The organism is Variovorax raffinosi, assembly GCF_051216615.1.
GTDB lineage: Bacteria > Pseudomonadota > Gammaproteobacteria > Burkholderiales > Burkholderiaceae_C > Variovorax.
In genome coordinates this window covers 1,061,652-1,084,180 of sequence record NZ_JBPJZR010000002.1, presented here as the reverse complement: position 1 = coordinate 1,084,180, position 22,529 = coordinate 1,061,652, and the positions used below count along the sequence as shown (strand labels likewise).

At 67.3% G+C, this 22,529-nt stretch carries 25 protein-coding genes; 9 read left to right on the top strand and 16 right to left on the bottom strand.

What is annotated here, in order from left to right; genetic code table 11:
• Positions 1-5: 5 nt before the first annotated feature.
• The 8 genes from ACSFB7_RS10980 to hpaR are packed head-to-tail and all read right to left on the bottom strand — an operon-like array spanning position 6 to position 5,887.
• A complete protein-coding gene (locus ACSFB7_RS10980) occupies positions 6-413 on the bottom strand; it encodes a 5-carboxymethyl-2-hydroxymuconate Delta-isomerase (RefSeq protein ID WP_435469876.1) in 408 nt (135 codons plus the stop codon).
• 22 nt (positions 414-435) lie between these two features.
• Positions 436-1,263 (bottom strand): DODA-type extradiol aromatic ring-opening family dioxygenase, encoded by an 828-nt coding sequence (locus tag ACSFB7_RS10975; protein ID WP_435469874.1) that lies wholly within the window; start codon positions 1,261-1,263, stop codon positions 436-438.
• Positions 1,260-1,595, bottom strand: a complete 336-nt coding sequence (locus ACSFB7_RS10970; RefSeq protein ID WP_435469872.1) for an aromatic ring-opening dioxygenase subunit LigA — start codon at positions 1,593-1,595, stop codon at positions 1,260-1,262. Before ACSFB7_RS10970 ends, ACSFB7_RS10975 begins: the two co-directional genes overlap by 4 nt.
• A 3-nt stretch (positions 1,596-1,598) precedes the next feature.
• Positions 1,599-2,567: a tripartite tricarboxylate transporter substrate binding protein gene (locus ACSFB7_RS10965; protein ID WP_435469979.1), complete on the bottom strand. Its 969-nt coding sequence runs from the start codon at positions 2,565-2,567 to the stop codon at positions 1,599-1,601.
• A gap of 2 nt (positions 2,568-2,569) precedes the next feature.
• Entirely contained in the window at positions 2,570-4,033 is a 1,464-nt protein-coding gene (gene hpaE, locus ACSFB7_RS10960) for a 5-carboxymethyl-2-hydroxymuconate semialdehyde dehydrogenase (RefSeq protein WP_435469870.1), read from the bottom strand.
• On the bottom strand, positions 4,030-4,812 hold the full coding sequence (locus tag ACSFB7_RS10955) for a fumarylacetoacetate hydrolase family protein (protein ID WP_435469868.1): 783 nt from the start codon (positions 4,810-4,812) through the stop codon (positions 4,030-4,032). The genes hpaE and ACSFB7_RS10955 overlap by 4 nt, the downstream gene beginning before the upstream one ends.
• On the bottom strand, positions 4,809-5,456 hold the full coding sequence (locus tag ACSFB7_RS10950; protein WP_435469866.1) for a fumarylacetoacetate hydrolase family protein: 648 nt from the start codon (positions 5,454-5,456) through the stop codon (positions 4,809-4,811). The genes ACSFB7_RS10955 and ACSFB7_RS10950 overlap by 4 nt, the downstream gene beginning before the upstream one ends.
• Entirely contained in the window at positions 5,453-5,887 is a 435-nt protein-coding gene (hpaR, locus tag ACSFB7_RS10945) for a homoprotocatechuate degradation operon regulator HpaR (RefSeq protein ID WP_435469864.1), read from the bottom strand. Before hpaR ends, ACSFB7_RS10950 begins: the two co-directional genes overlap by 4 nt.
• 99 nt (positions 5,888-5,986) lie before the next feature.
• Between hpaR and radA the strand changes: the two genes are divergently transcribed.
• Positions 5,987-7,375, top strand: coding sequence for a DNA repair protein RadA (gene radA / locus ACSFB7_RS10940; protein WP_435469862.1), 1,389 nt, complete (start codon positions 5,987-5,989; stop codon positions 7,373-7,375).
• A gap of 87 nt (positions 7,376-7,462) precedes the next feature.
• Positions 7,463-8,980: a BCCT family transporter gene (locus tag ACSFB7_RS10935; protein WP_435469860.1), complete on the top strand. Its 1,518-nt coding sequence runs from the start codon at positions 7,463-7,465 to the stop codon at positions 8,978-8,980.
• Positions 8,981-9,035: 55 nt separating this feature from the next.
• On the opposite strand, the gene ACSFB7_RS10930 is transcribed toward ACSFB7_RS10935, so the two are convergent.
• The gene (locus ACSFB7_RS10930) at positions 9,036-9,491 is read right to left on the bottom strand and encodes a hypothetical protein (RefSeq protein ID WP_435469858.1); all 456 of its coding nucleotides are present in this window, start codon (positions 9,489-9,491) and stop codon (positions 9,036-9,038) included.
• A 204-nt stretch (positions 9,492-9,695) separates the two neighbouring features.
• Between ACSFB7_RS10930 and ACSFB7_RS10925 the strand changes: the two genes are divergently transcribed.
• Together ACSFB7_RS10925 and ACSFB7_RS10920 are read left to right on the top strand one after the other, a co-directional pair.
• The gene (locus ACSFB7_RS10925; RefSeq protein ID WP_435469856.1) at positions 9,696-10,064 is read left to right on the top strand and encodes a VOC family protein; all 369 of its coding nucleotides are present in this window, start codon (positions 9,696-9,698) and stop codon (positions 10,062-10,064) included.
• Positions 10,052-10,483: a glycerate kinase gene (locus tag ACSFB7_RS10920; protein ID WP_435469854.1), complete on the top strand. Its 432-nt coding sequence runs from the start codon at positions 10,052-10,054 to the stop codon at positions 10,481-10,483. Before ACSFB7_RS10925 ends, ACSFB7_RS10920 begins: the two co-directional genes overlap by 13 nt.
• 7 nt (positions 10,484-10,490) lie before the next feature.
• On the opposite strand, the gene ACSFB7_RS10915 is transcribed toward ACSFB7_RS10920, so the two are convergent.
• Positions 10,491-11,435: a LysR family transcriptional regulator gene (locus ACSFB7_RS10915; protein WP_435469852.1), complete on the bottom strand. Its 945-nt coding sequence runs from the start codon at positions 11,433-11,435 to the stop codon at positions 10,491-10,493.
• Positions 11,436-11,628: 193 nt separating this feature from the next.
• On the opposite strand from ACSFB7_RS10915, the gene ACSFB7_RS10910 reads away from it, so the two are divergent.
• Both ACSFB7_RS10910 and ACSFB7_RS10905 read left to right on the top strand, forming a co-directional pair.
• Positions 11,629-12,960, top strand: coding sequence for an MFS transporter (locus ACSFB7_RS10910; protein WP_435469850.1), 1,332 nt, complete (start codon positions 11,629-11,631; stop codon positions 12,958-12,960).
• Positions 12,961-12,998: 38 nt separating this feature from the next.
• On the top strand, positions 12,999-14,204 hold the full coding sequence (locus ACSFB7_RS10905; RefSeq protein ID WP_435469848.1) for a M20 aminoacylase family protein: 1,206 nt from the start codon (positions 12,999-13,001) through the stop codon (positions 14,202-14,204).
• 21 nt (positions 14,205-14,225) lie between these two features.
• Here the strand turns inward: ACSFB7_RS10905 and ACSFB7_RS10900 are convergent, their stop codons facing one another.
• The gene (locus tag ACSFB7_RS10900; RefSeq protein WP_435469846.1) at positions 14,226-15,224 is read right to left on the bottom strand and encodes a recombination-associated protein RdgC; all 999 of its coding nucleotides are present in this window, start codon (positions 15,222-15,224) and stop codon (positions 14,226-14,228) included.
• 130 nt (positions 15,225-15,354) lie between these two features.
• Here ACSFB7_RS10900 and ACSFB7_RS10895 point away from each other — a divergent pair, with 130 nt between their 5' ends.
• Genes ACSFB7_RS10895 through ACSFB7_RS10885 form a run of 3 tightly spaced genes read left to right on the top strand, consistent with a single transcriptional unit; the run spans position 15,355 to position 16,947 of the window.
• Positions 15,355-16,308 (top strand): branched-chain amino acid transaminase, encoded by a 954-nt coding sequence (locus ACSFB7_RS10895; RefSeq protein ID WP_435469844.1) that lies wholly within the window; start codon positions 15,355-15,357, stop codon positions 16,306-16,308.
• Between the two features lie 5 nt (positions 16,309-16,313).
• Entirely contained in the window at positions 16,314-16,523 is a 210-nt protein-coding gene (locus ACSFB7_RS10890; RefSeq protein ID WP_435469842.1) for a zinc-finger domain-containing protein, read from the top strand.
• 4 nt (positions 16,524-16,527) lie between these two features.
• Positions 16,528-16,947: an ABZJ_00895 family protein gene (locus tag ACSFB7_RS10885; protein WP_435469840.1), complete on the top strand. Its 420-nt coding sequence runs from the start codon at positions 16,528-16,530 to the stop codon at positions 16,945-16,947.
• A gap of 41 nt (positions 16,948-16,988) precedes the next feature.
• Here the strand turns inward: ACSFB7_RS10885 and ACSFB7_RS10880 are convergent, their stop codons facing one another.
• From ACSFB7_RS10880 to ACSFB7_RS10860, 5 genes are all read right to left on the bottom strand, one after another.
• Positions 16,989-18,239, bottom strand: coding sequence for an O-antigen ligase family protein (locus tag ACSFB7_RS10880; protein ID WP_435469838.1), 1,251 nt, complete (start codon positions 18,237-18,239; stop codon positions 16,989-16,991).
• Positions 18,240-18,306: 67 nt separating this feature from the next.
• Positions 18,307-19,503, bottom strand: coding sequence for an ATP-binding protein (locus ACSFB7_RS10875; RefSeq protein WP_435469836.1), 1,197 nt, complete (start codon positions 19,501-19,503; stop codon positions 18,307-18,309).
• 7 nt (positions 19,504-19,510) lie between these two features.
• Positions 19,511-20,233, bottom strand: a complete 723-nt coding sequence (locus ACSFB7_RS10870) for a response regulator (RefSeq protein WP_435469834.1) — start codon at positions 20,231-20,233, stop codon at positions 19,511-19,513.
• A 177-nt stretch (positions 20,234-20,410) separates the two neighbouring features.
• A complete protein-coding gene (locus tag ACSFB7_RS10865) occupies positions 20,411-21,244 on the bottom strand; it encodes a beta-ketoacyl synthase chain length factor (RefSeq protein ID WP_435469832.1) in 834 nt (277 codons plus the stop codon).
• The gene (locus tag ACSFB7_RS10860; RefSeq protein ID WP_435469830.1) at positions 21,241-22,449 is read right to left on the bottom strand and encodes a beta-ketoacyl-[acyl-carrier-protein] synthase family protein; all 1,209 of its coding nucleotides are present in this window, start codon (positions 22,447-22,449) and stop codon (positions 21,241-21,243) included. Before ACSFB7_RS10860 ends, ACSFB7_RS10865 begins: the two co-directional genes overlap by 4 nt.
• Positions 22,450-22,529 lie beyond the last annotated feature (80 nt).

The following is a 22,529-nucleotide window of genomic DNA, read 5'->3' as shown; positions in this document are numbered from 1 at the left end:
GCTTCTTATGACTTGTTGAACAGGGGATGCAGGTTGCTGTGCTTGCCGTCGTACACCTGCCCGGGGCTTTCGTCGATCTGCAGCGTGATGCCGATGTGGCGCTTGTCGAAGAGGGGCGCGAAATGCGCGCGCACGTCGGCCAGCAGTTCGTCGCCGGCCTTCTTCTTCACCGCCTCCGAGCGGCCTGCCGCCATGCGGATGTTGAGGTACACGAAGGCGTAGTCGGCCTTGCCGTCGGCCACCGCGTAGTGCGCGGCGGGGTAGGCCAGCACGCGCGTGCCGCCGATGGGAAACACCGGCTTGTCTGCTTCGTCGCGCTGCTGGAGCATGGTGTCGGCCAGCGTGCGGCACAGGGCCGACATGTCGGTCTCGGCTTCGATGTTGGGCGTGTACAGGATCACCAGGTGGGGCATGTCGTGGCTCCGTTGTTCTTCTTCATGCCACCGACATCACGGCGGCCGTGCAGGTCACCGCGAAGATCGGAATGGCCTTCATGTGGAAGATCTCGCCCTTGCCGCGCGCGGCCGCGGCCACGCTCAGGAAGGTGCGGATCTCGAAGCCGCCCTGGCCCGCTTCGCGGTAGGTGGCTTCGTCGTTGTAGTCGGCCTGCGAAAGCAGCGCCTCGCGGTCATTGGCGCACCAGCGGCGCATGAACTCGGCGTCCCACTCGGCATTGACCTTGCCCGAATCGGGCGTGGCCGGCCAGTGCGAGATGCCGCCCGTTCCCACCAGCGCGATGCGCTCGGGCGCCTTGTCGCAGGCGCGGCGCAATGCCTCGCCGAAGGCCCAGGCGCGGTGCAGCGGCGTGAGCGGCGGGCCCTGGCAGTTGATGTTGACGGGAATGATCTTGGTGTCGAACTTCGGCGTGAGAAAGTTCAGCGGCACCATGATGCCGTGGTCGAACTTCCACTCTTCCGCGTAGGCCACGTCCACCGTCTGCATCACTTCGCGGATCAGGCGCTGCGACAACGCGGCATCGCCCGGAATGATGTGCTTCTCGATGCCCAGCCACTTCGGGTCTTCGATCGGGCCTTCGTAACTGTCGGCCATGCCGATGGCGTAGGCCGGCATGTTGTTCATGAAGAAGTTCGCGAAATGCTCGGCCGCGATGACGATCACCGCGTCGGGCTTCGTGGCGCGCATCGCTTCGCCGAAGCGATGGAACTGCGCGTGGAATTCGTCCTTCACGGCAGGGTCGGCCAGATGGGCGCGGCCCGTGATGCCGGGGGCGTGGCTGCACACGCCTGCAAAAACCAAGCTCATACGCCTGCCACTTTCTCGTCGGTTCCGGTTGTCATTGCATAAATGCCGGCGCGCACCGGGCCGTACTTGCGCACGCCTTCGCGCATGGCTTCGAGGTAGTCGGCCCATGCAATGCCGAGCAGCGGTGCGAAGTGCATCAGCAACTGGCCGTTGCAGCCGAGCACGTAGAGCTTGCCGACGTCGCCGGTGCCGATGGCTTCGCGCTCTTCCTCATTGAGGTCGTAGCCGGCAAGCAGCGCCGTGCGCGTGTCGCCGCCTTCCGCATAGCGGCGCTGCACCTCCGCCTCGCGGTTGAGCGCGAACAAGAATTTCTGCATCGCATAGAGGCTCATCGGTCAGCCCTCGATCTGGATGTTGGCCTTGCGGATCACGTCGCCGTACTTCGCGATCTCGCTCTGGATGAACGCCGCAAAGCGCTCCGGCGTGCCCGACAGCGACGCGATGCCGCCCTTGTGGAAGGCATCGCTCACCACCGGCCCCGCGAGCGCGCGGTTCACCTCGGCGTTCATGCGCTGCACGATGGCATCGGGCGTGCCGCTGGGCGCCAGCAGGCCGTTCCATGAATTGGACTCGATGGCCACGCCCTGTTCGGCCAGTGTGGGTATGGCGGGCGCGTACTGCGAGCGCTGCGCGGTCGCCATGCCCAGCGCAACGAGCTTGCCGTTCTGCACGTGGCTGCGGAACTCGGGCCAGTTGCCGAACATCATCGTCACCTGGCCGCCGAGCAGGTCGGTCAGCGCCGGTCCTTGTCCCTTGTAAGGCACGTGCACGATGTCCAGGCCCATCTGCTGCTTGAGCATTTCGCCCGACAGGTGCGCCGAGGTGCCGTTGCCGAAGGAGGCAAAGCTCAACGTGCCCGGCTTGGCCTTGGCTGCGTTGCGCAGGTCGGCCAGCGTCTTCAGGCCGCTGTTCGGGTGCGTGGCGAGCACGTGCTCGGACATGCCCATGAGCGCGACCGGGCGCAGGTCTTTCTGCGTGTCGTAGGGCAGCTTGCGGATCAGCGTCTGGTTGGCCGTGAAGCTGTTGGCCACGCAGACGAAGGTGTAGCCGTCGGGTGCCGCCTTGGCAGCGGCATCGACGCCGATCACCGTGCCCGCGCCGGGCTTGTTGTCGATGATGACGGGCTGGCCCAGCGCCTTCGACAGTTCCACGCCGACGAGGCGTGCCACGAAGTCGGTGGTGCCGCCGGGCGTGAAGGGCACGATCACGCGGACCGGCTTGTTGGGCCATGTAGCTTGCGCGCGCGCCAGCGAGGGCAGGGCCGCAAGGGCCGCTGCACCTTGCAGTAGCGTGCGACGTTGCATGCTCACGCCACGCCCCAGTGCGGAATGTGATGCGAGCCCATCGACACCGCGATGTTCTTCGGTTCGCAGAACACTTCATAGCTCCAGGTGCCGCCTTCACGGCCCGTGCCCGAGGCCTTGGTGCCGCCGAAGGGCTGGCGCAGGTCACGCACGTTCTGGCTGTTGACGAAGCACATGCCGGCCTCGACGGCGGCAGCCACGCGGTGCGCCTTGCCGATGTTCTCGGTCCACACGTAGCTGGAGAGGCCGTACTGGATGTCGTTGGCCAGGCGGATCGCGTCGGCCTCGTCCTTGAACGGGATCAGGCAGGCGACCGGGCCGAAGATTTCGTCCTGCGCGATCTTCATGCGGTTGTCGACATCGGCGAACACGGTGGGCATGACGTAGTTGCCCTTCTTCACGCGATCGGGAAGATTGGCCGGACCTTCGAGCCCGCCGCACAGCAGCGTCGCGCCTTCCTTCGGGCCCAGCTCGATGTAGCTGCGCACCTTGGCCAGATGGGCCTGCGAGATCATCGGGCCGACGATGGTCTTCTCGTCCAGCGGGTCGCCCACGGTGATGCGTTTGGCGCGCTCCGCGAACTTCGCGGCGAAGTCGGCATAGATCGACTGCTGCACCAGGATCCGCGAGCCGGCCGTGCAGCGCTCGCCGTTGTTGCTGAAGATCATGAACACGGCCGCGTCGAGCGCGCGGTCGAGGTCGGCGTCGTCGAAGATCACGAAGGGGCTCTTGCCGCCCAGCTCCATGCTGAACTTCTTCAGGCCCGCGCTCTTCACGATGCGGTTGCCCGTGGCGGTGGAGCCGGTGAAAGAAATGGCGCGCACGTCGGGGTGGCCCACCAGCGGCTCGCCGGCTTCCTTGCCGTAGCCGTGCACCAGGTTCAGCACGCCGGGCGGAATGCCGGCTTCGAGCGCCAGTTCGCCCAGGCGCGCGGCCGTCAGCGGCGACAGCTCGCTCATCTTCAGCACGGCCGTGTTGCCGAAGGCCAGGCAGGGCGCGACCTTCCAGGTGGCCGTCATGAAGGGCACGTTCCACGGGCTGATGAGCGCGCACACGCCCACCGGGTGGAACAGCGTGTAGTTCAGGTGCGTGGGCGTGGGGTAGGTGTGGCCGTCGACGCGCGTGCACATCTCGGCGAAGTAATAGAAGTTGTCGGCCGCGCGCGGAATGAGCTGCTTGCCGGTCTGCGCGATCACCTGGCCGCAGTCGTTGGTTTCGGTCTGCGCGATCTCGGGCACGTGCGCGGCGATCAGGTCGCCGAGCTTGCGGATCAGCTTCGCGCGCTCGGGCGCGGGCATGCCGGCCCACTTGGGAAAGGCGGCCTTGGCGGCGGCCACGGCCGCGTTGACTTCGGCTTCGCCGCCCGAGGCGACTTCGGCCAGCACTTCCTGCGTGGCGGGGTTGACGGTCTCGAAGTAATCGGTGCCGGCAACCGCTTTGCCGTTGATCAGGTGATCGACTCTCATGCTTTTCCTTGGATGGTCTCGATGGTGTTCATGAGCGCGCCGATGCGCTCGATCTCGGTGACGATGACGTCGCCCGGCTTGCAATCGACCACGCCGTCGGGCGTGCCCGTGAGGATCAGGTCGCCCGGCGACAAGGTCATGAAGCGGCTGAAGTACTCGATGAGGAAGGGCGCGTCGAAGATCATGTCGCGCGTGTTGCCCTGCTGCGTGACGGTGCCGTTGACGGTGGTGCGCAGCGCGAGCGCCATGGGGTCGGGTACGTCCGCCGCATCGACGAACCACGGACCCAGCGGCGTGCAGGTGTCGCGGTTCTTCACGCGCAGGTTGGGGCGGTACCAGTTCTCCAGGTAGTCGCGGATGGCGTAGTCGTTGGCCACGGTGTAGCCGCCGATGAAGTCGTAGGCGTCGTCGCGCTTCACGTTCTTCGCGGTCTTGCCGATGACGATGGCGAGTTCGCACTCGTAGTGCATGAACTGCACATCGGCCGGGCGGTGCGTGAGCTGGCGGTGGCCGATCAACGCGCTCTGGCCCTTGACGAACACCAGCGGCTCTTCGGGCGCCTTGAATTCGAGTTCCTTGGCGTGGTCGGCGTAGTTCAGGCCGAGCGCGAGGATGGTGCGCGGGCGTGCCGTAGGCGCGAGCGGGGGCAGCCAGGTGAGCTGCTCCTGCGGCACGATGCGGCCGTCTTCCAGGCGCACGGCGGCGTCTTGCCGGCCGTTGAATTCGTGGGCGGTGCCGGTGTGTTCGCGGCCTTCGTGGATGACGCGTGCGTGCTTCATGCGGCTTCCTTCACCAGCGTGTCGACCAGTGTGTTGGTGAGGGTCTCGAAGCCCGGCGCGGAAATGTCGATGCGGTCGCCCGCGCGTGCCAGCGGCCGGCCGGCGTCGCAGCCCAGCATCAGCACGTCGCCGTGCGCGAGCGTCATGAAGTCGCCGACCTCGGCGAGCAGTTGTTGCGCCGGACGCACGAGCTGCGAGAAGTCGATCGACTGCTTCAGCGCGCCGTTGATGCGCACCTCGGCGCGAAAGTTCGCGGGGTCGGCCACGTCCTGTGCGTCGCGCAGCACCGGGCCGATGCCCAGGAAAGCATCGACGCACTTGAACTTGACCGGCGGGCGGAAGAAGCTGGCGTGCGGAATCGACAGGTCGTTCATCAGCACGAAGCCTTCGACGTCGCCCTCGGCGCCGATCACCATGCCGATGCTGGCGCCGACTTCCACCTCGGGCACGCCGGCGGGCACCGTGATGGCGCCGCCGTGCGGGCTCCAGGTGTTGGCGGTCTTCACATAGAGCACGGGCGCCTTCGGCGGTGCCTTGTAGGGCGGCTGCGTCATCTGCGGCGCGAGCGCCTCGACCTCGGCGCGGAAGTTCAGCAGGGTGCCGTACACCGTGCCGGTGGGCATGAAAGGAGCGTTGTGGCTCATGAGGGTTGTTCCAGTGCGATGAGTTCGTCGAGCAGCCCGTAGAGCTGCGTGAGCTTGGCCTTGCCCATGGACTTTTCCATCCACTCGTAGTGCGACTCGATGCTGGTCGACAGCCGCTTCACCAGCTTCATGCCGTGCGGCGTGGCCTCGACCACGGTACGGCGCTGGTCGGCCGGGTCGCGGCTGCGGGTGATGAGGTTGTCGCGCTCCATGCGCGCGAGCACGCCGGTGAGGCTGGGGCCGAGGATGAAGGCCTCGCGCGCGACGCGGCCGGTGTCGACCGCGCCGTGCTCGCCCAGCACGCGCAGAACGCGCCATTGCTGGTCGGACAGCGCGTGCTCGCGCAGGCTGGGCCGCGTGTGGGCCATCACGGCTTCGCGGGCCTGCAGCAGCAGGCGCGGCAAATTGCGGTGCGTGAAGGTGGTGCTCAAAAGCTGTGCCTCTCGAAATTAGTTAACATGTTAAATGAATCGCCCTTTCTTTCCAAGGCGCCGGCCATCAGGGTTTGTGCGGACACCTAAACTCTGCGGATGGCCAAGGACAAAACAACTTTCGTCTGCAGTGAATGCGGCGGCACCAGCCCCAAATGGCTCGGCAAATGCCCGAGCTGCGGCGCCTGGAACACATTGATCGAACAGGTGGCCGGCAGCAACGCACCGGCCAACAACCGCTTCAGCACGCAGTTTTCTCCGCTGGCGGGCGTGTCCGAACTCGCCACGCTGTCCGAGATCGAGGCCACCGACATCGCGCGCACGCCCACCGGCATCGACGAACTCGACCGCGTGCTGGGCGGCGGCATCGTCTCGGGTGGCGTCACGCTGATCGGCGGCGACCCGGGCATTGGTAAATCGACGCTGCTGCTGCAGGCGGTCGATGCGCTGCAGCACGCGGGGCAGAACGCGCTGTATGTCACCGGTGAGGAAAGCGGCTCGCAGGTGGCGCTGCGCTCGCGCCGCCTCGGGCTCGACCATTCGCAGGTGCAGGTGCTGGCCGAGATCCAGCTTGAAAAAATCATCGCAACGCTCGACGCCACGCGCCCGGCCATTGCGGTGATCGACTCGATCCAGACGGTGTATTCCGACCAGCTCACCTCCGCACCCGGTTCGGTGGCGCAGGTGCGCGAATGCGCGGCACACCTCACGCGCTTCGCCAAGACCAGCGGCACGGCCGTGGTGCTGGTGGGCCACGTCACCAAGGAAGGCGCACTGGCCGGCCCGCGCGTGCTCGAACACATGGTCGACACGGTGCTGTACTTCGAGGGTGACACGCATTCGAGCTTTCGCCTCGTGCGCGCCATCAAGAACCGCTTCGGCGCTGTGAACGAGATCGGCGTGTTCGCCATGACCGAGCGCGGCCTGAAGGGCGTGACCAACCCGAGCGCCATCTTCCTGAGCCAGCATGCCGAGCCGGTGCCCGGCAGCGTGGTGCTGGTCACGCTCGAAGGCACGCGGCCGATGCTGGTGGAAATCCAGGCGCTGGTCGACAACGGCGGGCCGAGCCCGCGCCGCCTGTCGGTGGGCCTGGACCGCGACCGCCTCGCGATGCTGCTGGCGGTGCTGCATCGCCATGCCGGCGTGGCGTGCATGGACCAGGACGTGTTCGTCAACGCGGTGGGGGGTGTGCGCATCAGCGAACCCGCGGCCGACCTGGCCGTGATGCTGGCCATTACCTCCAGCCTGCGCGGCAAGCCGCTGCCCAAGGGCTTCATCGCCTTTGGCGAAGTGGGCCTGGCCGGCGAAGTGCGCCCCGCGCCGCGCGGGCAGGAGCGTCTGCGCGAAGCCGCCAAGCTGGGCTTCAGCGTGGCCGTGGTGCCCAAGGCCAATGCGCCGCGCAAGGGCACCAAGGAAATCGAAGGCCTGACCATCCACCCCGTCGAGCGCATCGAAGAAGCGATGGACGTGGTGCGCCGCCTCGACTGATCGACAGCAGGTTCGTGCCGCCGGCCGCCCCGCGGGTTACCCTGCGGGCGGTGGCGCAGCCGTTCACACCTTCGGAGGACCTTCACCATGCAACTCATCGTTTCCGCCAGCCTGATCGCGGCGGTCGTCCTGTGGGGGCTGGTTTCGCCGGTCACGCTCGACAGCGTGTTCAGCACCGCGCTGGCCGGCATCACGCGCAACTTCGGCTGGTTCTACCTGTGGGTGGTGCTGGGGTTGGTGGTGCTGGCGTTCTTCCTGGCCTTCAGCCGCTTCGGCGATTTGAAGCTGGGCGATGAAGACGACGAGCCCGAGTTCTCGCTCGCCGCATGGTTCGCGATGCTGTTCGCGGCCGGCATGGGCATCGGGCTGGTGTTCTGGGGCGTGGCCGAGCCGATCTCGCACTACACGAACCCGCCGCCGGGCGTGATCGCGGGCACGCCCGATGCCGCCGGCGTGGCCATGCGCTACGCGTTCTTCCATTGGGGCCTGCACCCGTGGGCCATCTACGGCATCGTCGGTTTGTCGATCGCCTTCTTCAGCTTCCGCCGCAAGGCACTGCCGCTGGTGAGTTCGGCCACCGAGGCCTTGCCGTGGCGCTTCGTGCAGCGGCTGTCGCCGGCCTTCAACGTGCTGGCGGTGGTGGCCACGGCTTTCGGCGTCGCGGCCTCGCTCGGCATGGGTGCGACGCAGATCAACAGCGGCCTGCATGCGGCCTTCGGCATGGCGATCGGGCAGGGGACGCAGGCGGCGATCATCGTGGTGACGACGGTGCTGTTCATCACCTCGGCGGTCACCGGCGTCGAGCGCGGCGTGAAGTGGCTGTCGATGGGCAACCTGGTGCTGGCGGCGCTGCTGGCGCTCGTGGTGCTGGTCGTGGGGCCGACCATTGCCATCGTCGAGACCTTCACCAACACGCTGGGCTCGTACCTTGCCGAGTTCGTTCGCATGAGCCTGCGCATGAACCCGTTCCGCAACAGCTCGTGGGTCGGCGACTGGACGCTCTTCTACTGGGCCTGGTGGCTGGCATGGTCGCCGTTCGTGGGCCTGTTCATCGCGCGCGTGTCGCGCGGCCGCACGATCCGCCAGTTCATCCTGGGCACCGTGATCGCGCCCACGCTGGTGGGCTTCGCATGGTTCTCGGTGTTCGGCGGCGCGGCGCTCAACTTCCAGATCTTCCAGGGCGTGCCGCTGGTCGAGGCGGTCAAGGCCGATGTGTCGACCACCATGTTCGTGATGTTCAAGGCCATGCCCATGGGCATGCTGCTGTCGATGGTCGCAACGCTGCTGGTGTTCGTGTTCTTCGTGACCTCGGGCGATTCCGCCACGCTGGTGCTGGGCATCATGAGCACCAAGGGCAACCCGAACCCGCCGGCCCGCGTCAAGATCACCTGGGGCGTGCTGGTGGCGGCGATCGCGCTGAGCCTGCTGTTCGCGGGCGGCATCAAGGCGATACAGACGGCGACCATCGTGTTCGCCTTGCCGTTCGCGTTCGTGATCCTGCTGATGGCGCTGTCGGTCACGCTGGCCATCCGCGACGACTGGAACGCGGAGCAGAAACGCGAACGCGAGCTGCGACGCAAGATGCGGCAGCTCGTGAACGGTTAGCTTAAAAAAGCCCGGCGCACCAGTGGCGCGCCGGGCAGCCCCCCTATCTCCTCTCCTATCCCCCGATGTGCATCGTGAACGCCGGGCCGCTGTTGAGCACGCATTGGCCGCTGCCCAACGTGGCCGAGTTCATCGTGTACTGGCAACTCAGGTTGCCGCCGCGGCTGCCGGTGGCATTCGCCACGCCGGTCCCCCGCGAGCCGGCGACCCGGGTTGCCTCTCCCTGAAACTGTTCTCCACCGATCTGCGCATTGAAGTGGCCGCGGCCGTTCATGTCGCTGGTCACCGTGCCGCCGATCGTTCCGTAGCGCGCCGCTTCCGCATTGGACGGATAGAGCCGTGCGCTGAAGGTCTGCGCCACCGGCACCGGTGCCACCGCATAGCTTTGCGACGACGGCATGTTGGGTGCGGGCTGCCCCAGCGGCACCACGTAGCAACCGCTGAGTGCGGCGGCCGTGAGCGTGGCGGCAAGGGTGAGACGGACGAAGGCGGCAGAGCGCGAAGTGGTCATATGCTTTTCAGTGGCCCGGGCTGATGCCCGTGCGGCGAAATGTGCCGGCTGCGGCGCTTGCGCCCAGCGCTTTTCGCGCTGAGTACCGCCGCGCGCGCCCGGAAGTAGCCACGGCGGCTACTGCGGCATGCGTGGCCGGGCGGCAGAATCGCGCTCCCTTCTTCACAGGCCCACAGGCCCCGAATGAAATCGACTTCTCCCCCGATGGCCGCAGTCATGGTCCACGTTGCCGATGTCGAGGCGGCGCTTGGCTGGTACGCGAGCGCATTTCCCGAGGCCGAGCGGGTGTCGATCGGCACGCCGGCGTTCGAGTGCCTGTCGCTCTTCGGCGTGCTGCTGGAGATCGTGCCGGCGGACGAAAAAGTCGGCTCCGGCGCCTTCGGTTCGGTCGTGTACTGGCGGGTCGAGGACTTCGATGCCGCGCTGGCCCATCTCCAGTCGTTGGGCGCGACGCTGTACCGCGGCCCGATGCAATTGGAGGGCGAAGAGCGCATGTGCCAGGTGCGCGACCCGTGGGGAAACTGCATCGGCCTGCGGGGCCCGTGCGGCGGGCGGCGACAATGCGCGCCATGAATTTTCAGAAATTGCTGGTGCCCGTGGGCGCCATCCTCCTTCTTGGCCTGGCCTGGCGCACCGGTGGCTGGGGTGGCGTCGCACTGGCCGGCGGCGCGATCGTGATGTTCTTGCTGCTGCACTTCAACCGCGCGATGCAGGTGCTCAAGCGGGCGGCCGAACGGCCGGTGGGCTATGTCGGCAGCGCCGTGATGCTCAATGCCAAGCTCAAGCAGGGCGTGACGCTGATGCACGTCATCGCGATGACGCGCGCGCTCGGCGAGCTGCGTTCGCCGAAGGACGAGCAGCCCGAGCTGTACCGCTGGACCGACGGCGGCGGCTCGTATGTCGATGCGGTGTTCAACGGCGGCAAGCTGCAAAGCTGGGAAATGACGCGGCCCGACACGCCGCCCGAAGAAGACAACACCCCCGCGAGCTGACCGCGCATCAGCCCGCGCCCGCCTTGCGGCGCGGCTGGCGCCACGGCGGATTCGCCCTGGCGTGGTGGCGCGCCTCTTTCACGAACTCGGCGCACATGTGCGTCATCAGGTCGGCCGAACGGTAGACCAGGAACACGCCGAAGTCCGGCACCTCGTCGGTGATCGGCAGGCGCTCGAGCAGGCCGGGCTGCAGCCGCAGCGGCCCCGCGCCGTGGAACACGAAATCCGACCACATGCTGATCAGGTCGGTCTGCGTGGCCAGTTGCAGGCCCAGCAGGTTCGACGCGCTCTGCACCATGCGTTTGGGCATCTCCAGCCCGTGCAGGTGCATCGTGCTCACCAGCGGGCTGCCGGCGTCGTCGATCGGGTCGAGCACCAGCCAGTCGGCGTCGATCAATGTCCGCAGCTTGCGCACGCGCCGCAGCGGATGGCCGGCGCGCACCGACAGGTGCATTGCCACTGAAAACAGCGGCTCCCACTGGAAGCCGCCGGCGCCCGGTCCATTGCAGGTGGAGATCAGGCCCAGGTCGAGCCGGCCTTCGCGCAGGCCCTCCAGGATCTGCTGCGGCCGCAGCTCGAAGCCGCACAGCGCCACGTTCGGAAAGCGCTGGCGAAACGACGCCATCGCATCGGGCAGCGGTCCGCTCGACGCCACCGCCGTGAAGCCGATGTTCAGCTGCGCCTCGTCATGCCCACGGATGGCCTCGATGTCTTCGAGCGCATGCCGCAGCTCCTGCTCGACCAGGCTGGCGCGCTTGACCAGCGCCACGCCATAGGCCGTGAGGCTCACGCCGCGCGTGGAGCGCAGCATCAGCGTCACGCCGAGTTCGCGCTCCAGTTCGGAGATGGTCTTGGACAGCGCCGGTTGCGTGGTGTGCAGGCTGCGCGAGGCCTCGTGGATGCTGCCGTGCTGTGCCACCGCCAGCAGGACGCGCAACTGTTGCAGCTTCATCGTGGTGCCGTTCTCTCAGAAATGGGGCATCTCGGTAGTTGCCCCGATAGCCGCGCAAGGCCTCTTCTGTCGGGGATTCCATTTGGTTATCAGCATGAAAATTTGTGATTCTGCGCCGGCGCGCTTTGCCTGAATACTCCGCCGCGAAGGGCCCGACCCGCCGCCCTCGCAACCCCGTTCGTGGAGACATTAAATGAGCGAAGCCGCCTTGCCCGCAAGCCCGATCCTGGGCCCTTCTTCGGCGACTGCCGCACCTTCTTCCGATGCCTCGCACGGCAAGGGCAAGCAGAGCCAGTTCCGCCTGATTGCCGCCTGCTCGCTGGGCAATGCGCTGGAGATGTACGACTTCACCGTCTACAGCTTCTTCGCGCTGCTGATCGGCAAGCTGTTCTTTCCCTCCGACAGCCCCTACGGCTCGCTGCTGCTCGCGGTGGCCACCTTTGGCATCGGTTTCGTGATGCGGCCACTGGGCGGCGTGATCATCGGCAACTACGCCGACCGCAAGGGGCGCAAGGCCGCGATGACCTTGACCATCGGCCTCATGGTGCTCGGCACGCTGTGCATTGCGCTGGCGCCCAGCTATGCATCGGCCGGCGTGTTCGGCTCGCTGATGATCGTGGCCGGCCGGCTGCTGCAGGGCTTTTCGCTCGGCGGCGAAGTGGGCGCCGCCACCTCGATGCTGATGGAGGCCGGCGGCATCAAGGGCCGTGGCTTTCGCGTGAGCTGGCAACTGGCGAGCCAGGGCATCTCGGCGCTGCTGGGTGCGCTCACCGGTGCCGCGCTGTACGCCGCGCTGCCGCAGGCCTCGCTCGAAAGCTGGGGCTGGCGGCTGCCGTTTCTGCTCGGGCTGCTGATCGCGCCGGTGGGCCTGTACATCCGTGCCAACCTCGAAGAGACGCACACCGCCGACAACCACGAATCCAGCCCCATCGGCCGGCTGCTGCGCGCGCATGGCGGCACGGTGCTCAAGGGCATCTTTGCCACCACGGCGGGCACGGCCACCATGTACCTGGTCGTGTTCTTCATGCCGACCTACATGATCCGCGTGCTGCACATGCCGCCTTCGCTGTCGCTGCTGTCGGGTTGCGTCACCGGCATCACGCTGTTCGTCGTCTCGCTGGTGGCGGGGCGCCTGGCCGACCGGCTGCCCAACCGCAAGCCGCTGGTGATCGGCTCGCTGCTGTTCAGCGTGATCGCGGTCTACCCGGTGTTCTGGCTCATCAGCCACTACCCGAGCGTGCCGCTGGTGCTGGCGCTGTCGGCGCTGCTCACGGCGAGCGTGAACATCGGCACCACGCCCATGTTCCTGATGATGCTGGAGATGCTGCCGATCGGCGTGCGCGCCAGCGGCATCTCGGTGATCTACAGCATCGGCGTGACGGTCTTCGGCGGCTCCTCGCAGTTCATCGTGACCTGGCTGCTCGCCAGGACAGGCAACCCGATGTCGCCGGCCTTCTACATGATGGTCTGCGGCGTGCTGAGCCTCGTGGCGCTCGTGGCGATGCGCGAACGCAAGGCCGATTGAATTTCCTTCTTTCCTCCCGAACGAACCGAACGCTCTTCATGACCCGCGAACTCAGCCTTCACACCACCAAGCTTCTGTCCCGCCTGCTGCCGCCCGCCGACACGCAAGCCTTCATCGACATCCGCCGCCAGATCCACGCGAATCCCGAACTCGGCTTCGAGGTGAACGCCACCAGCACATTGGTCGCCAACCTGCTGCGCGAATGGGGCTACGACGTGCACACGGGCATCGGCAAGACCGGCATCGTGGCGCAGCTCAAGCTCGGCAACGGCACGCGCAGGCTGGGCATTCGCGCCGACATGGACGCGCTGCCCATCGTCGAGGCCACGGGCCTGCCCTATGCGAGCCGCAACCCCGGCCGCATGCACGCCTGCGGCCATGACGGCCACACGGCCATCCTGCTGGCCGCCGCGAAGGCGCTGGCGCGCACGCGCGACTTCGACGGCACGCTGAACCTGATCTTCCAGCCCGACGAAGAAAACCTTTGCGGCGCGCGCGCGATGATCGAGGACGGCCTGTTCGAGCGCTTCCCCTGCGATGCGGTGTACGCGCTGCACAACGCACCGGGCGTGCCGCTGGGCACGGCGCTGGTGGTGGCGGGGCCGGTCACGCTGTCGTCCGATGTGGCCGACGTCACGATCAAGGGCGTGGGCGGCCATGGCGCAATGCCGCATCGCGCGCGAGACCCCGTTGCTGCGGCCGCCGCCGTGGTGACGGCGCTGCAGACCGTGGTGGCGCGCAACGTGGCGCCCGACGACACGGCGGTGGTGTCGGTCGGCTTCATCCGTGGCGGCGCCACGCACAACGTGATTCCGCAGTCGGTCACGCTCGGCCTCAACGTGCGCGCGGCACGGCCCGAGACGCGCGTGCTGGTCGAGCAGCGCATCCGCGAGATCGTGAGCTTCACCGCGCAGGCGCATGGCGTGGAAGCCGAGATCGACTATCGCCAGCTCGTGCCGCCGGTGGTCAACACCGTGGCCGAAACGCAGTTGATGGCGCAGGTCTGCACCGAGCTGGTCGGCGAGGCGAACGTCGTCACGCAGGTGCCCAAGGGTTTTGCGGGCAGCGAAGACTTCGCCTGGATGCTCGCCGCGTTGCCGGGCTGCTACCTGATGCTCGGCAACGGGGAGGGCGAGTTCGGGGGCTGCATGGTGCACAACCCCGGGTACGACTTCAACGACCAGGTGCTGCCGCTGGGGGCCGCCTGCTGGGTCCGTTTGGCCCAGACCTACCTGGTCGCCTGAGCGACGCTGGAAGAAGGCGCGTCAGAACGGCGCGTCTTCTGCCTCGACGGCATCGGCTGTGGTCTTGGTGGTCGATGTCGACGCGGCGGCCTTCGGTGCTTCGTCCGGCAGCGCAGCCGAGAACGCCGCTTCGCCACCGAGCGCATCCAGCAGCGCCGGCACCATCTGGCCCAGCTCGCCGGTGGCAATCGCCACGTCGGCGTCGAAGTTGTCTTCCTTCTTGCCGCCTGCTGCGCCATCGCCCGTGCCTTCGAGGAACACGATCTTGCGGATCAGCATGCCCTGCGTCAGCTCGAAGGACACGCGGTCGTCCCAGGTCATGGCCAGGCGCGTGGGGCGCTTGCCGTCGGTGATGTGCTGCTTGACCTCTTCGATGTCCAGCGGGTGCTTGGCGTAGCGCACCACGGCCTTCGATTCGTCCGAAGCCTTCAGCTCGCACTCGCGGTCGATGGTGAAGCCGGCTGGTGGTTCCTGCGTGAGCAGCCATTCGGCCATGGCGGCGGCCGGTTCGATCTGCGTGTTGATGAGGCTCACGGCAAAACCGTCGAGCGACTTCACGAGGCTGGTGACCACTTCGTCGGCGCGCGCCGCATTGGCGCTGTTGATGACGAGGCGGCGCTCGGCCTGGTCGATCCACACCGCCACGCGCGCATTGCGCGTGAAGGCCATCGGAAGCAGCTCCAGGGTGATGTCTTCCTTGAGCTCCTTCTTTTCCTTCTTGCCGGGCTTGCGGCCGGTGGTGGCCTCGATCTGCGCGCAGCGCTCGTCGAGCTTGCGGCGCACCACGGAGCCGGGGAGCGTCTTGCTCTCGATCATGTACTCGACCAGCCACTGGCCGTCGATGGATTCGACCAACGGGCCGTTGGCCTCGCCGCGGGGCTCGGACCAGCCGGCGGATTTTTCCTGCGAAGGGGTGCAAGGCTCGAAGCGCTGCTTGCCGAGCCCTTCTTCCGCCTCGGTCAGTGTTTGGGACCAGGCAGGTTCGATGCGATAGACGATGACGTTCTTGAATACGGACACGGGAACCCTTTTTCCACTGGTTGGGACAACCGGGCATTGTCGGGCACCCCGTTCCGGTCGCCGCCGTAAAATCGAAAGCTTTTGCGACATCCCCCCGGTCGCACCCCACCGCTTCCAAAGGAATCAGGAAATGAGCTCGATCCCCCCCTCGCTGGACGACCGTGACGGCAAGATCTGGATGGACGGCGAACTCGTGGACTGGCGCGACGCCAAGATCCACGTGCTCAGCCACACGCTGCACTACGGCTGCGGCGCCTTCGAGGGCGTACGCGCCTACAAGACGGCGGACGGCGGCACAGCAATCTTCCGGCTGGCAGAGCACACCGAGCGCCTGTTCAACAGCGCAAAAATCCTTCGCATGAAGATCCCCTTCACGCATGAACAGCTCAACGAAGCCCAGAAACAGGTGGTTCGCGAGAACAAGCTCGAAAGCTGCTACCTGCGCCCCCTCATCTGGATCGGCTCCGAAAAGCTGGGCGTGAGCCCCAAGGGCAACAAGATCCACGCCATGGTCGCGGCCTGGTCCTGGGGCGCGTACCTGGGCGAAGAAGGCATGAAGCGCGGCATCCGCGTGAAAACGTCGAGCTACACCCGCCACCACGTCAACATCACGATGACGCAGGCCAAGACGGTGAGCAACTACACCAACTCGATCCTGGCCAACATGGAAGCGCTGGACGACGGCTATGACGAGGCACTTCTGCTCGACGCGAGCGGTTTCGTCTCCGAGGGCGCGGGCGAGAACATCTTCGTGGTCAAGGGCGGCGTGGTCTACACGCCCGACCTGTCGGCCGGCGCGCTCAACGGCATCACGCGCAACACCATCCTGCACGTGTGCAAGGACCTGGGCCTTGAGCTGGTGCAAAAGCGCATCACGCGCGACGAGGTCTACATTGCCGACGAAGCCTTCTTCACCGGCACCGCCGCTGAAGTGACGCCGATTCGCGAACTCGACCGCGTCGAAATCGGCAACCGTGGCGACGGCGGCTCGCGCGGCCCGATCACCGAGAAAATCCAGTCTGCCTTCTTCGACATCGTGAACGGCAAGAATCCCAAGTACGCCCACTGGCTCACGAAAGTCTGAACCCCATGTCTACCAATGCAGTCGTCGAACTCCTGGCCAAGGAGCTCAACCATCAGGGCGGCGTGTTCTGCCCCAATCCCAAGGCGGACATGCAGCTCTGGGACAACCACCCGAAGGTCTACCTCGATGTGGCCCGCACCGGCGAAGCCAAGTGCCCGTACTGCGGCACGGTGTACCGGCTGAAGGCCGGCGAAGCGGTTTCGGCGCGTCACTGACGTGATGACGCTGCGGGGCCTCCTGTGCCGCTTTGCGGCGGCCTACGTGGTCCTGCTTATCGTCGTTGCCGTGGTGCTGAACCTGGCGGGCGCCAGTTCGCACACGAGCGGCAACGTGGCCGCCTTGCTGGCGGCCGTGACCTGGGTGTGCATGGACTTCGCCAAGAAGAACGGCCGCTACTTCACGCCCGACGAGAAGAAGCGCGCCATTCTGGGCATGCTGGTCATCGACATGGCCATGCAGGCCGCAGTGACGGTGGCGACCGGCCCGCTCTCCGGCGAGCCTGCCCTGTCGCTCGGGGCGACAGCGCTGGTGCTGCTGTTCGTCGGCGTGCTGCACGCGGCGGTGATCTGGTTCTTCGTCGGCTTCGCCGGCAAGCAACACGCGGCGGCCGAGGCCAGGCGCAACAACAAGAACGGTTGAGTCGTCAGGGCGCGGCGCGTGCGCCCATCAGGCGATTTTTCTCAGGCCTGTTGTGCCGCAAGCGCCGGTTTTCCCGGCCACGGCCACAGGTCGCGCCACGGCGCCGGGTCTTTCGATTCCAGCGCCAGCCGCAGGTAGACCTGCGAGATCCACAGCAGCGCCAGGCCGATCTGCGCGTCGCGCAGCGCCGAGTTCACGCTCGACGCGATCAGCGCGATCAGCGTGGCCGCCAGCGCGTAGCGGCCCGCGATGTCGGGCCGTTTCCACGCCTGCCAGACCGCGCCGGCCATGATGACCAGCAGGCTCAGCAAGGCCGGCAGTCCGCCCTGCGAGCCGACCCACAGGAAGTCGTTGTGCGGCATGTTCGAGTCGGCGAACAGCGCCGGGCCGCGCTTGTGCCATTGCTCGGTCCAGCCGCCGATGCCCCAGCCGGTGAGCGGCCGGTCGGCGATCATGAGGCCGGTGTCACGGTACATGTAGTAGCGGATGACCCAGCTTCCCTTGAAGACGGCGCCGGCCTCCGCCTTCTCGAGTTCCTGCACGCCGGTCTCGACCTTTTGCTGCAGTTGCGGCAACTGGTAGAGCCCGGCACCCAGCACCACGGTGCCCAGCACCAGCGAGCCCACCAGCATCTTCAGGTGATTGCGCCACTGGTGGATGCACACGGCCGGAATCACCAGCAGCAGCGCGAGCACCGAGGTGCGCGAGGTCAGCGGCAGCGCCACCACCAGGCCCAGCCCGAGCACCAGCACGAAGGCGGGAATGGCGCGCAGCGGCTTGTGACCAGCGATCTGCGCAATGCCCCACACGGCGGCCGTGGACGCCACCACGCTGAACAGCAGTGCATTGCTGATCGACTTGTTGCCCACCTCCATGACCACCGCGCGCAGCGGTGACCAGATGGGAAAGCCGATGGCGTAATGGAGCACGATCAGCACGATGTTCAGCGCCGCGATCAGCAGGAAGCCGCGCAGCGCCCATATCGCTTCCTCGCGCGTGAGCGCCATCGCCATCAATATCGTGAGGCCGATGCGCAAGCCGTGGAACAGGTTGGAGCCGGTTTCGGGATAGTGCCGTCCGAAGGCCAGCACCAGGAGGGTCCAGGCCAGGTAGGCCATCACCGGCCACCACAGCGGGTTGGCGCGCAGCCGCGTGAAGCGTTCGCGCGTGTCGCCAGCCAGCATCAGCGTGAGCAGGAGAAGAATGGCCGACAGGTAGGTGACGCCGACCGGCATGAACACCACCAGCCCCCAGAACATGGCCGCGGGCCGAACGATGTGCGATCTCTGCATAGGGGGCGGATTTTAGGTGGGGCCTGTGGCCCCAAGCTGACTACGCCCTCGCAGCCGCGGGGTGCTCTCAGTGCCCGCGCGCAACGGGAAGGCGGATCACGAAGCTCGCGCCGCCACCCGGCCGGTCTTCGCAATGCACCGAGCCGCCGTGGCGTTCGGAGATCGACTTCACCAGCGACAGCCCCAGGCCGACGCCGCCGTTGCGCTCGCTGGCGCCGGGCAGGCGATAGAAGGGCTCGAAGATGCGTTCGCGCAGTGCGGGCGGCACGCCCGGCCCCCGGTCGTTGACGCGCACGGTGGCAAAGCCGTTGGCGCTGCCCAGCTCCACCGCGATTTCGCCGGCGCCGTAGCGGCGGGCGTTTTCGAGCAGGTTGCGGATCGCGCGGCGCAGCAGGCGCGACACGCCGGGCACGGTCAGGCCCGCGTTGTCGGTGCCTTCCGCAAGGTCGAGTTCGGCGTTCACCTGCGAACACTCTTCGGCCGCAAGACCCGTCAGGTCGACCGCCTCGATGGTGCCCAGGTCGGCTTCGCTGGCATCGAGCCGGCTGGCCAGCAGGATCTCGTCGATCAGCTGGTCCAGCTCGCCGATGTTGCGCGAGATTTCGTCGCGCGCGGCCGGGCTCGGGCGTTCGCCCATCAGCTCCAGGCCCATGCGGATGCGGGTGAGCGGCGAGCGCAGTTCGTGCGAGGCATTGGCCAGCAGTGACTTGTGCGAACGCACCAGTTGTTCGATGCGCTCGGCCGACGCGTTGAATCGTTTCGAGAGATCAGCCACTTCGTCCTGCCCTTCTTCGGTCACGCGCACCGACAGATCGCCTTCGCCCCAACGTTGCACGCCGCGCTGCAGCGATTCCAGCCGCTGCGTGATGCGCCGCACGATCGGATAGACGGCCAGCGCCACCGCCACACCCACCAGCGCGATCATCCAGCCCAGCCCGAAGGGCGTGCGCCACGGCGCGAAGTCGGACGCGCCCGTGGGCCGCACGCGCGGCGCCATCTGCAGCGTGATGACCTTGCCGTCGCTGAGCGTCACGTCGAACTCCCAGCCCTTGCCCGGCACGCGCATGGCCTGGCCGGTGCCGATCGGCTTGTCTTGCGCGTCCAGCACCGTCACTTCGCGCGGCACGTTGATCAGCCGCTCGCGCTCGGCCTGCGCGGCCTCGCGCACGACCCAGTTGGCCATCAGCGTGAGGATGACCACGCCGCCCACCACCGCGAGCCAGATGCGGACGTAGAGGTGGCGGGAGTAGAGACTGCGCAGCATCGTGCGTTCAGTCCTGCTGCTTGGCGAAGACGTAGCCCACGCCGCGCACGGTCAGGATGCGCTTCGGGTTCTTCGCATCGACCTCGATGGCGGCGCGGATGCGGCCCATGTGCACGTCGATCGAGCGGTCGAAGGCTTCCAGCTCGCGGCCGCGCACGGCTTCCATGATCTGGTCGCGCGTGAGCACGCGGCCCGCGCGCTCGGCCATCGCCACCAGCAGGTCGAACTGATAAGAGGTGAGGTCGGCCAGCGCGCCGGCCACCGACACGGTGCGCGCGTTGCGGTCGATCTCCAGCGTGCCGAAGCGCATCACCGTGGAGGCTTCGGATTCGGTGGCGGTCTCGCTGCGGCGGCGCAGCACGGCGCGAATGCGCGCCAGCAGCTCGCGCGGCTCGAAGGGCTTGGGCAGGTAGTCGTCGGCGCCGATCTCCAGGCCGATGATGCGGTCCATCGGATCGCCCTTGGCCGTGAGCATCAGCACCGACACCTTGGACAGGGGTCCGGGCAGCGCGCGGATGCGGCGGCAGACTTCCAGTCCGTCGGTGTCGGGCAGCATCAGGTCGAGGATCACGAGGTCGGGCGCGTGCTGCTGCAGTTGCTCCAGGCCGCTGGTGCCGTCGCCGGCATGGTTGAAGGCGAAGCCCGACTGCGTCAGGTATTCGCCCACCATCTGTGCCAGGCGGGCGTCGTCTTCGATCATCAGGAGTTGGGGGGTGCTCATGCGCTTCATGGTCGTCCACGGGGAGCAAGCGGGCTTGAACGCTCCGTAAAGTTGGGTAAACGCAGCACCGGGCTGTCAACCGGGCGCACTGCGAAAAACATAGCGCCCTGCCCAGTATTCATGGGCGCCATGTGCTTCTTTGACTACCAACGCGCGGGTGACGGAGCGCGCCGACCGCCCCGGCCGTCAGCCTGCGGGCCGCAGCTGCAGGCGCAGCGCGAGCGCGTCCGACAGTGGCAGCTCGATCGGTGTGCCGGCGCTGCCTTCGACCTGCGCCAGCGCCTCGAACAGGCCCAGCGCATCGGCCATCGGGTTGATGCCGACCAGCGTGCGTGCGGCAGCCGAGCGCGGTGCCGCCGGCGCGCTGGCCGCATCGGTGGCCAGCAGCGACCAGTCGAGCGATGCCACGGTGCGCTCGGTGCGCTCGTGCGCGATCACCAGCGCCACCGCGAGCAGGCCGCGGCTGTCGGTCACCGAGGTCAGCGGGCCGACGGTGGGCGTGTCGTAGCCCACCAGCAGCACCGGCTCCTGGTCGGCCGCGCACTGCACGGCCGCTTCGAGCAGGCCGGAGGCAAAGCTGTGTTCGTAGGCCGACACCGCGTTGCTGGCCGCCATGCAGCCGGTGCCGATGGTCCAGTAGCCCACGGCTGCGTTGTGCACCGAGTTGTGGAACTTGGTGGGCGACAGCATCTTCGGATCGGTCGCGAGCGTGCTGCACATGTAGTCGTTGATCGACAGGTCGCCGTGCGCCGACGTGAACACGCAGGGCACGTCGGCCGCGTTGCGGCCCGAGGCCACCATCGCGGCGGCGGCCACTTCGAGCGCCAGCGCCACGGTGTCGGGCGCGCGGCGGCGCTCGGCCGGTGCCAGCACTTGTGGCGACGGGCGCTTGGCGGGCGGATCGGTCAGCGTGCCTTCGCCCCGGAAGGCGGCGCGCGCGGCGTCCCAGCCGGGCAGCGTGGGCGTCCAGAAGGCCGGGCCTTCGATGTAGAGGGTAGGGGGTGTCACGGTCGTGCTCATGCTGCTTGGGCCTTGCCGAACACCAGCGAGCAGTTGTTGCCGCCGAAGCCGAAGGAGTTGGACAACGCATAGCGCACCTCGCCACGCGCGGGCTGCAGCTTGATCTGCGCACCGAACCCTTCGTCCAGCGTGCTCGTGTTGACGGTGCCCGGCATCAGGCCGCGCTCGATCGCCAGCAGGCTGATGACCGCTTCGACGATGCCGGCGGCGCCCAGCGTGTGGCCCATGAAGCCCTTGGTCGAACTGGCGTGCGTGCGGGCCGGGAAGCGGCGTGCCACCAGCGCGCCTTCGACCTCGTCGTTCTTCTGGCTCGCGGTGCCGTGCATGTTGATGTAGTCGATGGCCTCGGGCGCAAGGCCGGCGCGCGCCAACGCCTCGTCGAGCGCGCGTTCGGCGCCCAGGCCCTCGGGGTGCGGCGTCGACATGTGGTGCGCGTCGCTCGCTTCGCCATAACCCAGCAGGTGCATCGGCGCGGCATCGGCGCCGCTCTGCACGCGCTCGACCAGCGCAAAGCCCGCTGCTTCGCCCAGGCTGATGCCCTTGCGGCCGGCGTCGAAAGGCCGGCAAGGTTCGCTCGACACCAGTTCGAGCGAGTTGAAGCCGAACAGCACGCTGCCGCACAGCGTGTCGGCACCGCCGACCACGGCCGCGTCGGCCAGGCCCAGGCGGATCAGCCGTTCGGCCGAGGCGAACACCTTGGCGCTGGACGAGCAGGCGGTCGAGATCGTCTCGCTCGGTCCGCTGATGCCCAGCACCTGCGCCGTGAACATCGCCAGCGAATGGGGTGTGTGCACCGCGGCGCGGCGCTGGTTGATGGGGAACATGCCCTCGGCGTCGAGCTGCGTGTAGGCCAGTTCGGTCTCGCCGATGCTGGCGGTCGAGGTGCCCAGCACCAGCGCGATGCGCGAGGCGCCGTACTTTTCACGCGCGGCGGCCACCGCCTCGATGAAGCCGTCGGCATGCAGGCCCAGCCATGCGAGCCGGTTGTTGCGGCAGTCCCAGCGCATGAGCGCCTCGGGCAGATGGACGTCTTCGAGACCGTCCACGCGGCCGATCCAGGTGGGCAGCGGCGCATCGCCGAAATCGTTGGCGCGCAGGCCGCTGCGCGACTGCGCGAGCGCGTCGGCAAGCGATTCCTTGCCGACACCGACGGCGGAAGTCGCCGTGAAGGCGCTGATTTGAAGGGGGGAAATTCTGGACGGCACGATGGTTGTTGGGGCAGGCGGCAAGCGAAAGGGCGTCGGGCGGGCGCAAGACGGGCAGGCGTAATTTTCCCGCAATGAAT

Bases quoted from the DNA above. Each gene is read 5' to 3' on its own strand.
- ACSFB7_RS10925 (WP_435469856.1), top strand. From the start codon at position 9,696: ATGGCCGCAGTCATGGTCCACGTTGCCGATGTCGAGGCGGCGCTTGGC.
- ACSFB7_RS10890 (WP_435469842.1), top strand. From the start codon at position 16,314: ATGTCTACCAATGCAGTCGTCGAACTCCTGGCCAAGGAGCTCAACCAT.
- ACSFB7_RS10955 (WP_435469868.1), bottom strand. From the start codon at position 4,812: ATGAAGCACGCACGCGTCATCCACGAAGGCCGCGAACACACCGGCACC.
- ACSFB7_RS10930 (WP_435469858.1), bottom strand. From the start codon at position 9,491: ATGACCACTTCGCGCTCTGCCGCCTTCGTCCGTCTCACCCTTGCCGCC.
- ACSFB7_RS10875 (WP_435469836.1), bottom strand. From the start codon at position 19,503: ATGCTGCGCAGTCTCTACTCCCGCCACCTCTACGTCCGCATCTGGCTC.
- ACSFB7_RS10905 (WP_435469848.1), top strand. From the start codon at position 12,999: ATGACCCGCGAACTCAGCCTTCACACCACCAAGCTTCTGTCCCGCCTG.
- ACSFB7_RS10885 (WP_435469840.1), top strand. From the start codon at position 16,528: ATGACGCTGCGGGGCCTCCTGTGCCGCTTTGCGGCGGCCTACGTGGTC.
- ACSFB7_RS10970 (WP_435469872.1), bottom strand. From the start codon at position 1,595: ATGAGCCTCTATGCGATGCAGAAATTCTTGTTCGCGCTCAACCGCGAG.
- ACSFB7_RS10935 (WP_435469860.1), top strand. From the start codon at position 7,463: ATGCAACTCATCGTTTCCGCCAGCCTGATCGCGGCGGTCGTCCTGTGG.
- radA (WP_435469862.1), top strand. From the start codon at position 5,987: ATGGCCAAGGACAAAACAACTTTCGTCTGCAGTGAATGCGGCGGCACC.
- ACSFB7_RS10950 (WP_435469866.1), bottom strand. From the start codon at position 5,456: ATGAGCCACAACGCTCCTTTCATGCCCACCGGCACGGTGTACGGCACC.
- ACSFB7_RS10870 (WP_435469834.1), bottom strand. From the start codon at position 20,233: ATGAAGCGCATGAGCACCCCCCAACTCCTGATGATCGAAGACGACGCC.
- ACSFB7_RS10980 (WP_435469876.1), bottom strand. From the start codon at position 413: ATGCCCCACCTGGTGATCCTGTACACGCCCAACATCGAAGCCGAGACC.
- ACSFB7_RS10965 (WP_435469979.1), bottom strand. From the start codon at position 2,567: ATGCAACGTCGCACGCTACTGCAAGGTGCAGCGGCCCTTGCGGCCCTG.
- hpaE (WP_435469870.1), bottom strand. From the start codon at position 4,033: ATGAGAGTCGATCACCTGATCAACGGCAAAGCGGTTGCCGGCACCGAT.
- ACSFB7_RS10880 (WP_435469838.1), bottom strand. From the start codon at position 18,239: ATGCAGAGATCGCACATCGTTCGGCCCGCGGCCATGTTCTGGGGGCTG.
- ACSFB7_RS10865 (WP_435469832.1), bottom strand. From the start codon at position 21,244: ATGAGCACGACCGTGACACCCCCTACCCTCTACATCGAAGGCCCGGCC.
- ACSFB7_RS10895 (WP_435469844.1), top strand. From the start codon at position 15,355: ATGAGCTCGATCCCCCCCTCGCTGGACGACCGTGACGGCAAGATCTGG.
- ACSFB7_RS10915 (WP_435469852.1), bottom strand. From the start codon at position 11,435: ATGAAGCTGCAACAGTTGCGCGTCCTGCTGGCGGTGGCACAGCACGGC.
- ACSFB7_RS10910 (WP_435469850.1), top strand. From the start codon at position 11,629: ATGAGCGAAGCCGCCTTGCCCGCAAGCCCGATCCTGGGCCCTTCTTCG.
- ACSFB7_RS10920 (WP_435469854.1), top strand. From the start codon at position 10,052: ATGCGCGCCATGAATTTTCAGAAATTGCTGGTGCCCGTGGGCGCCATC.
- ACSFB7_RS10975 (WP_435469874.1), bottom strand. From the start codon at position 1,263: ATGAGCTTGGTTTTTGCAGGCGTGTGCAGCCACGCCCCCGGCATCACG.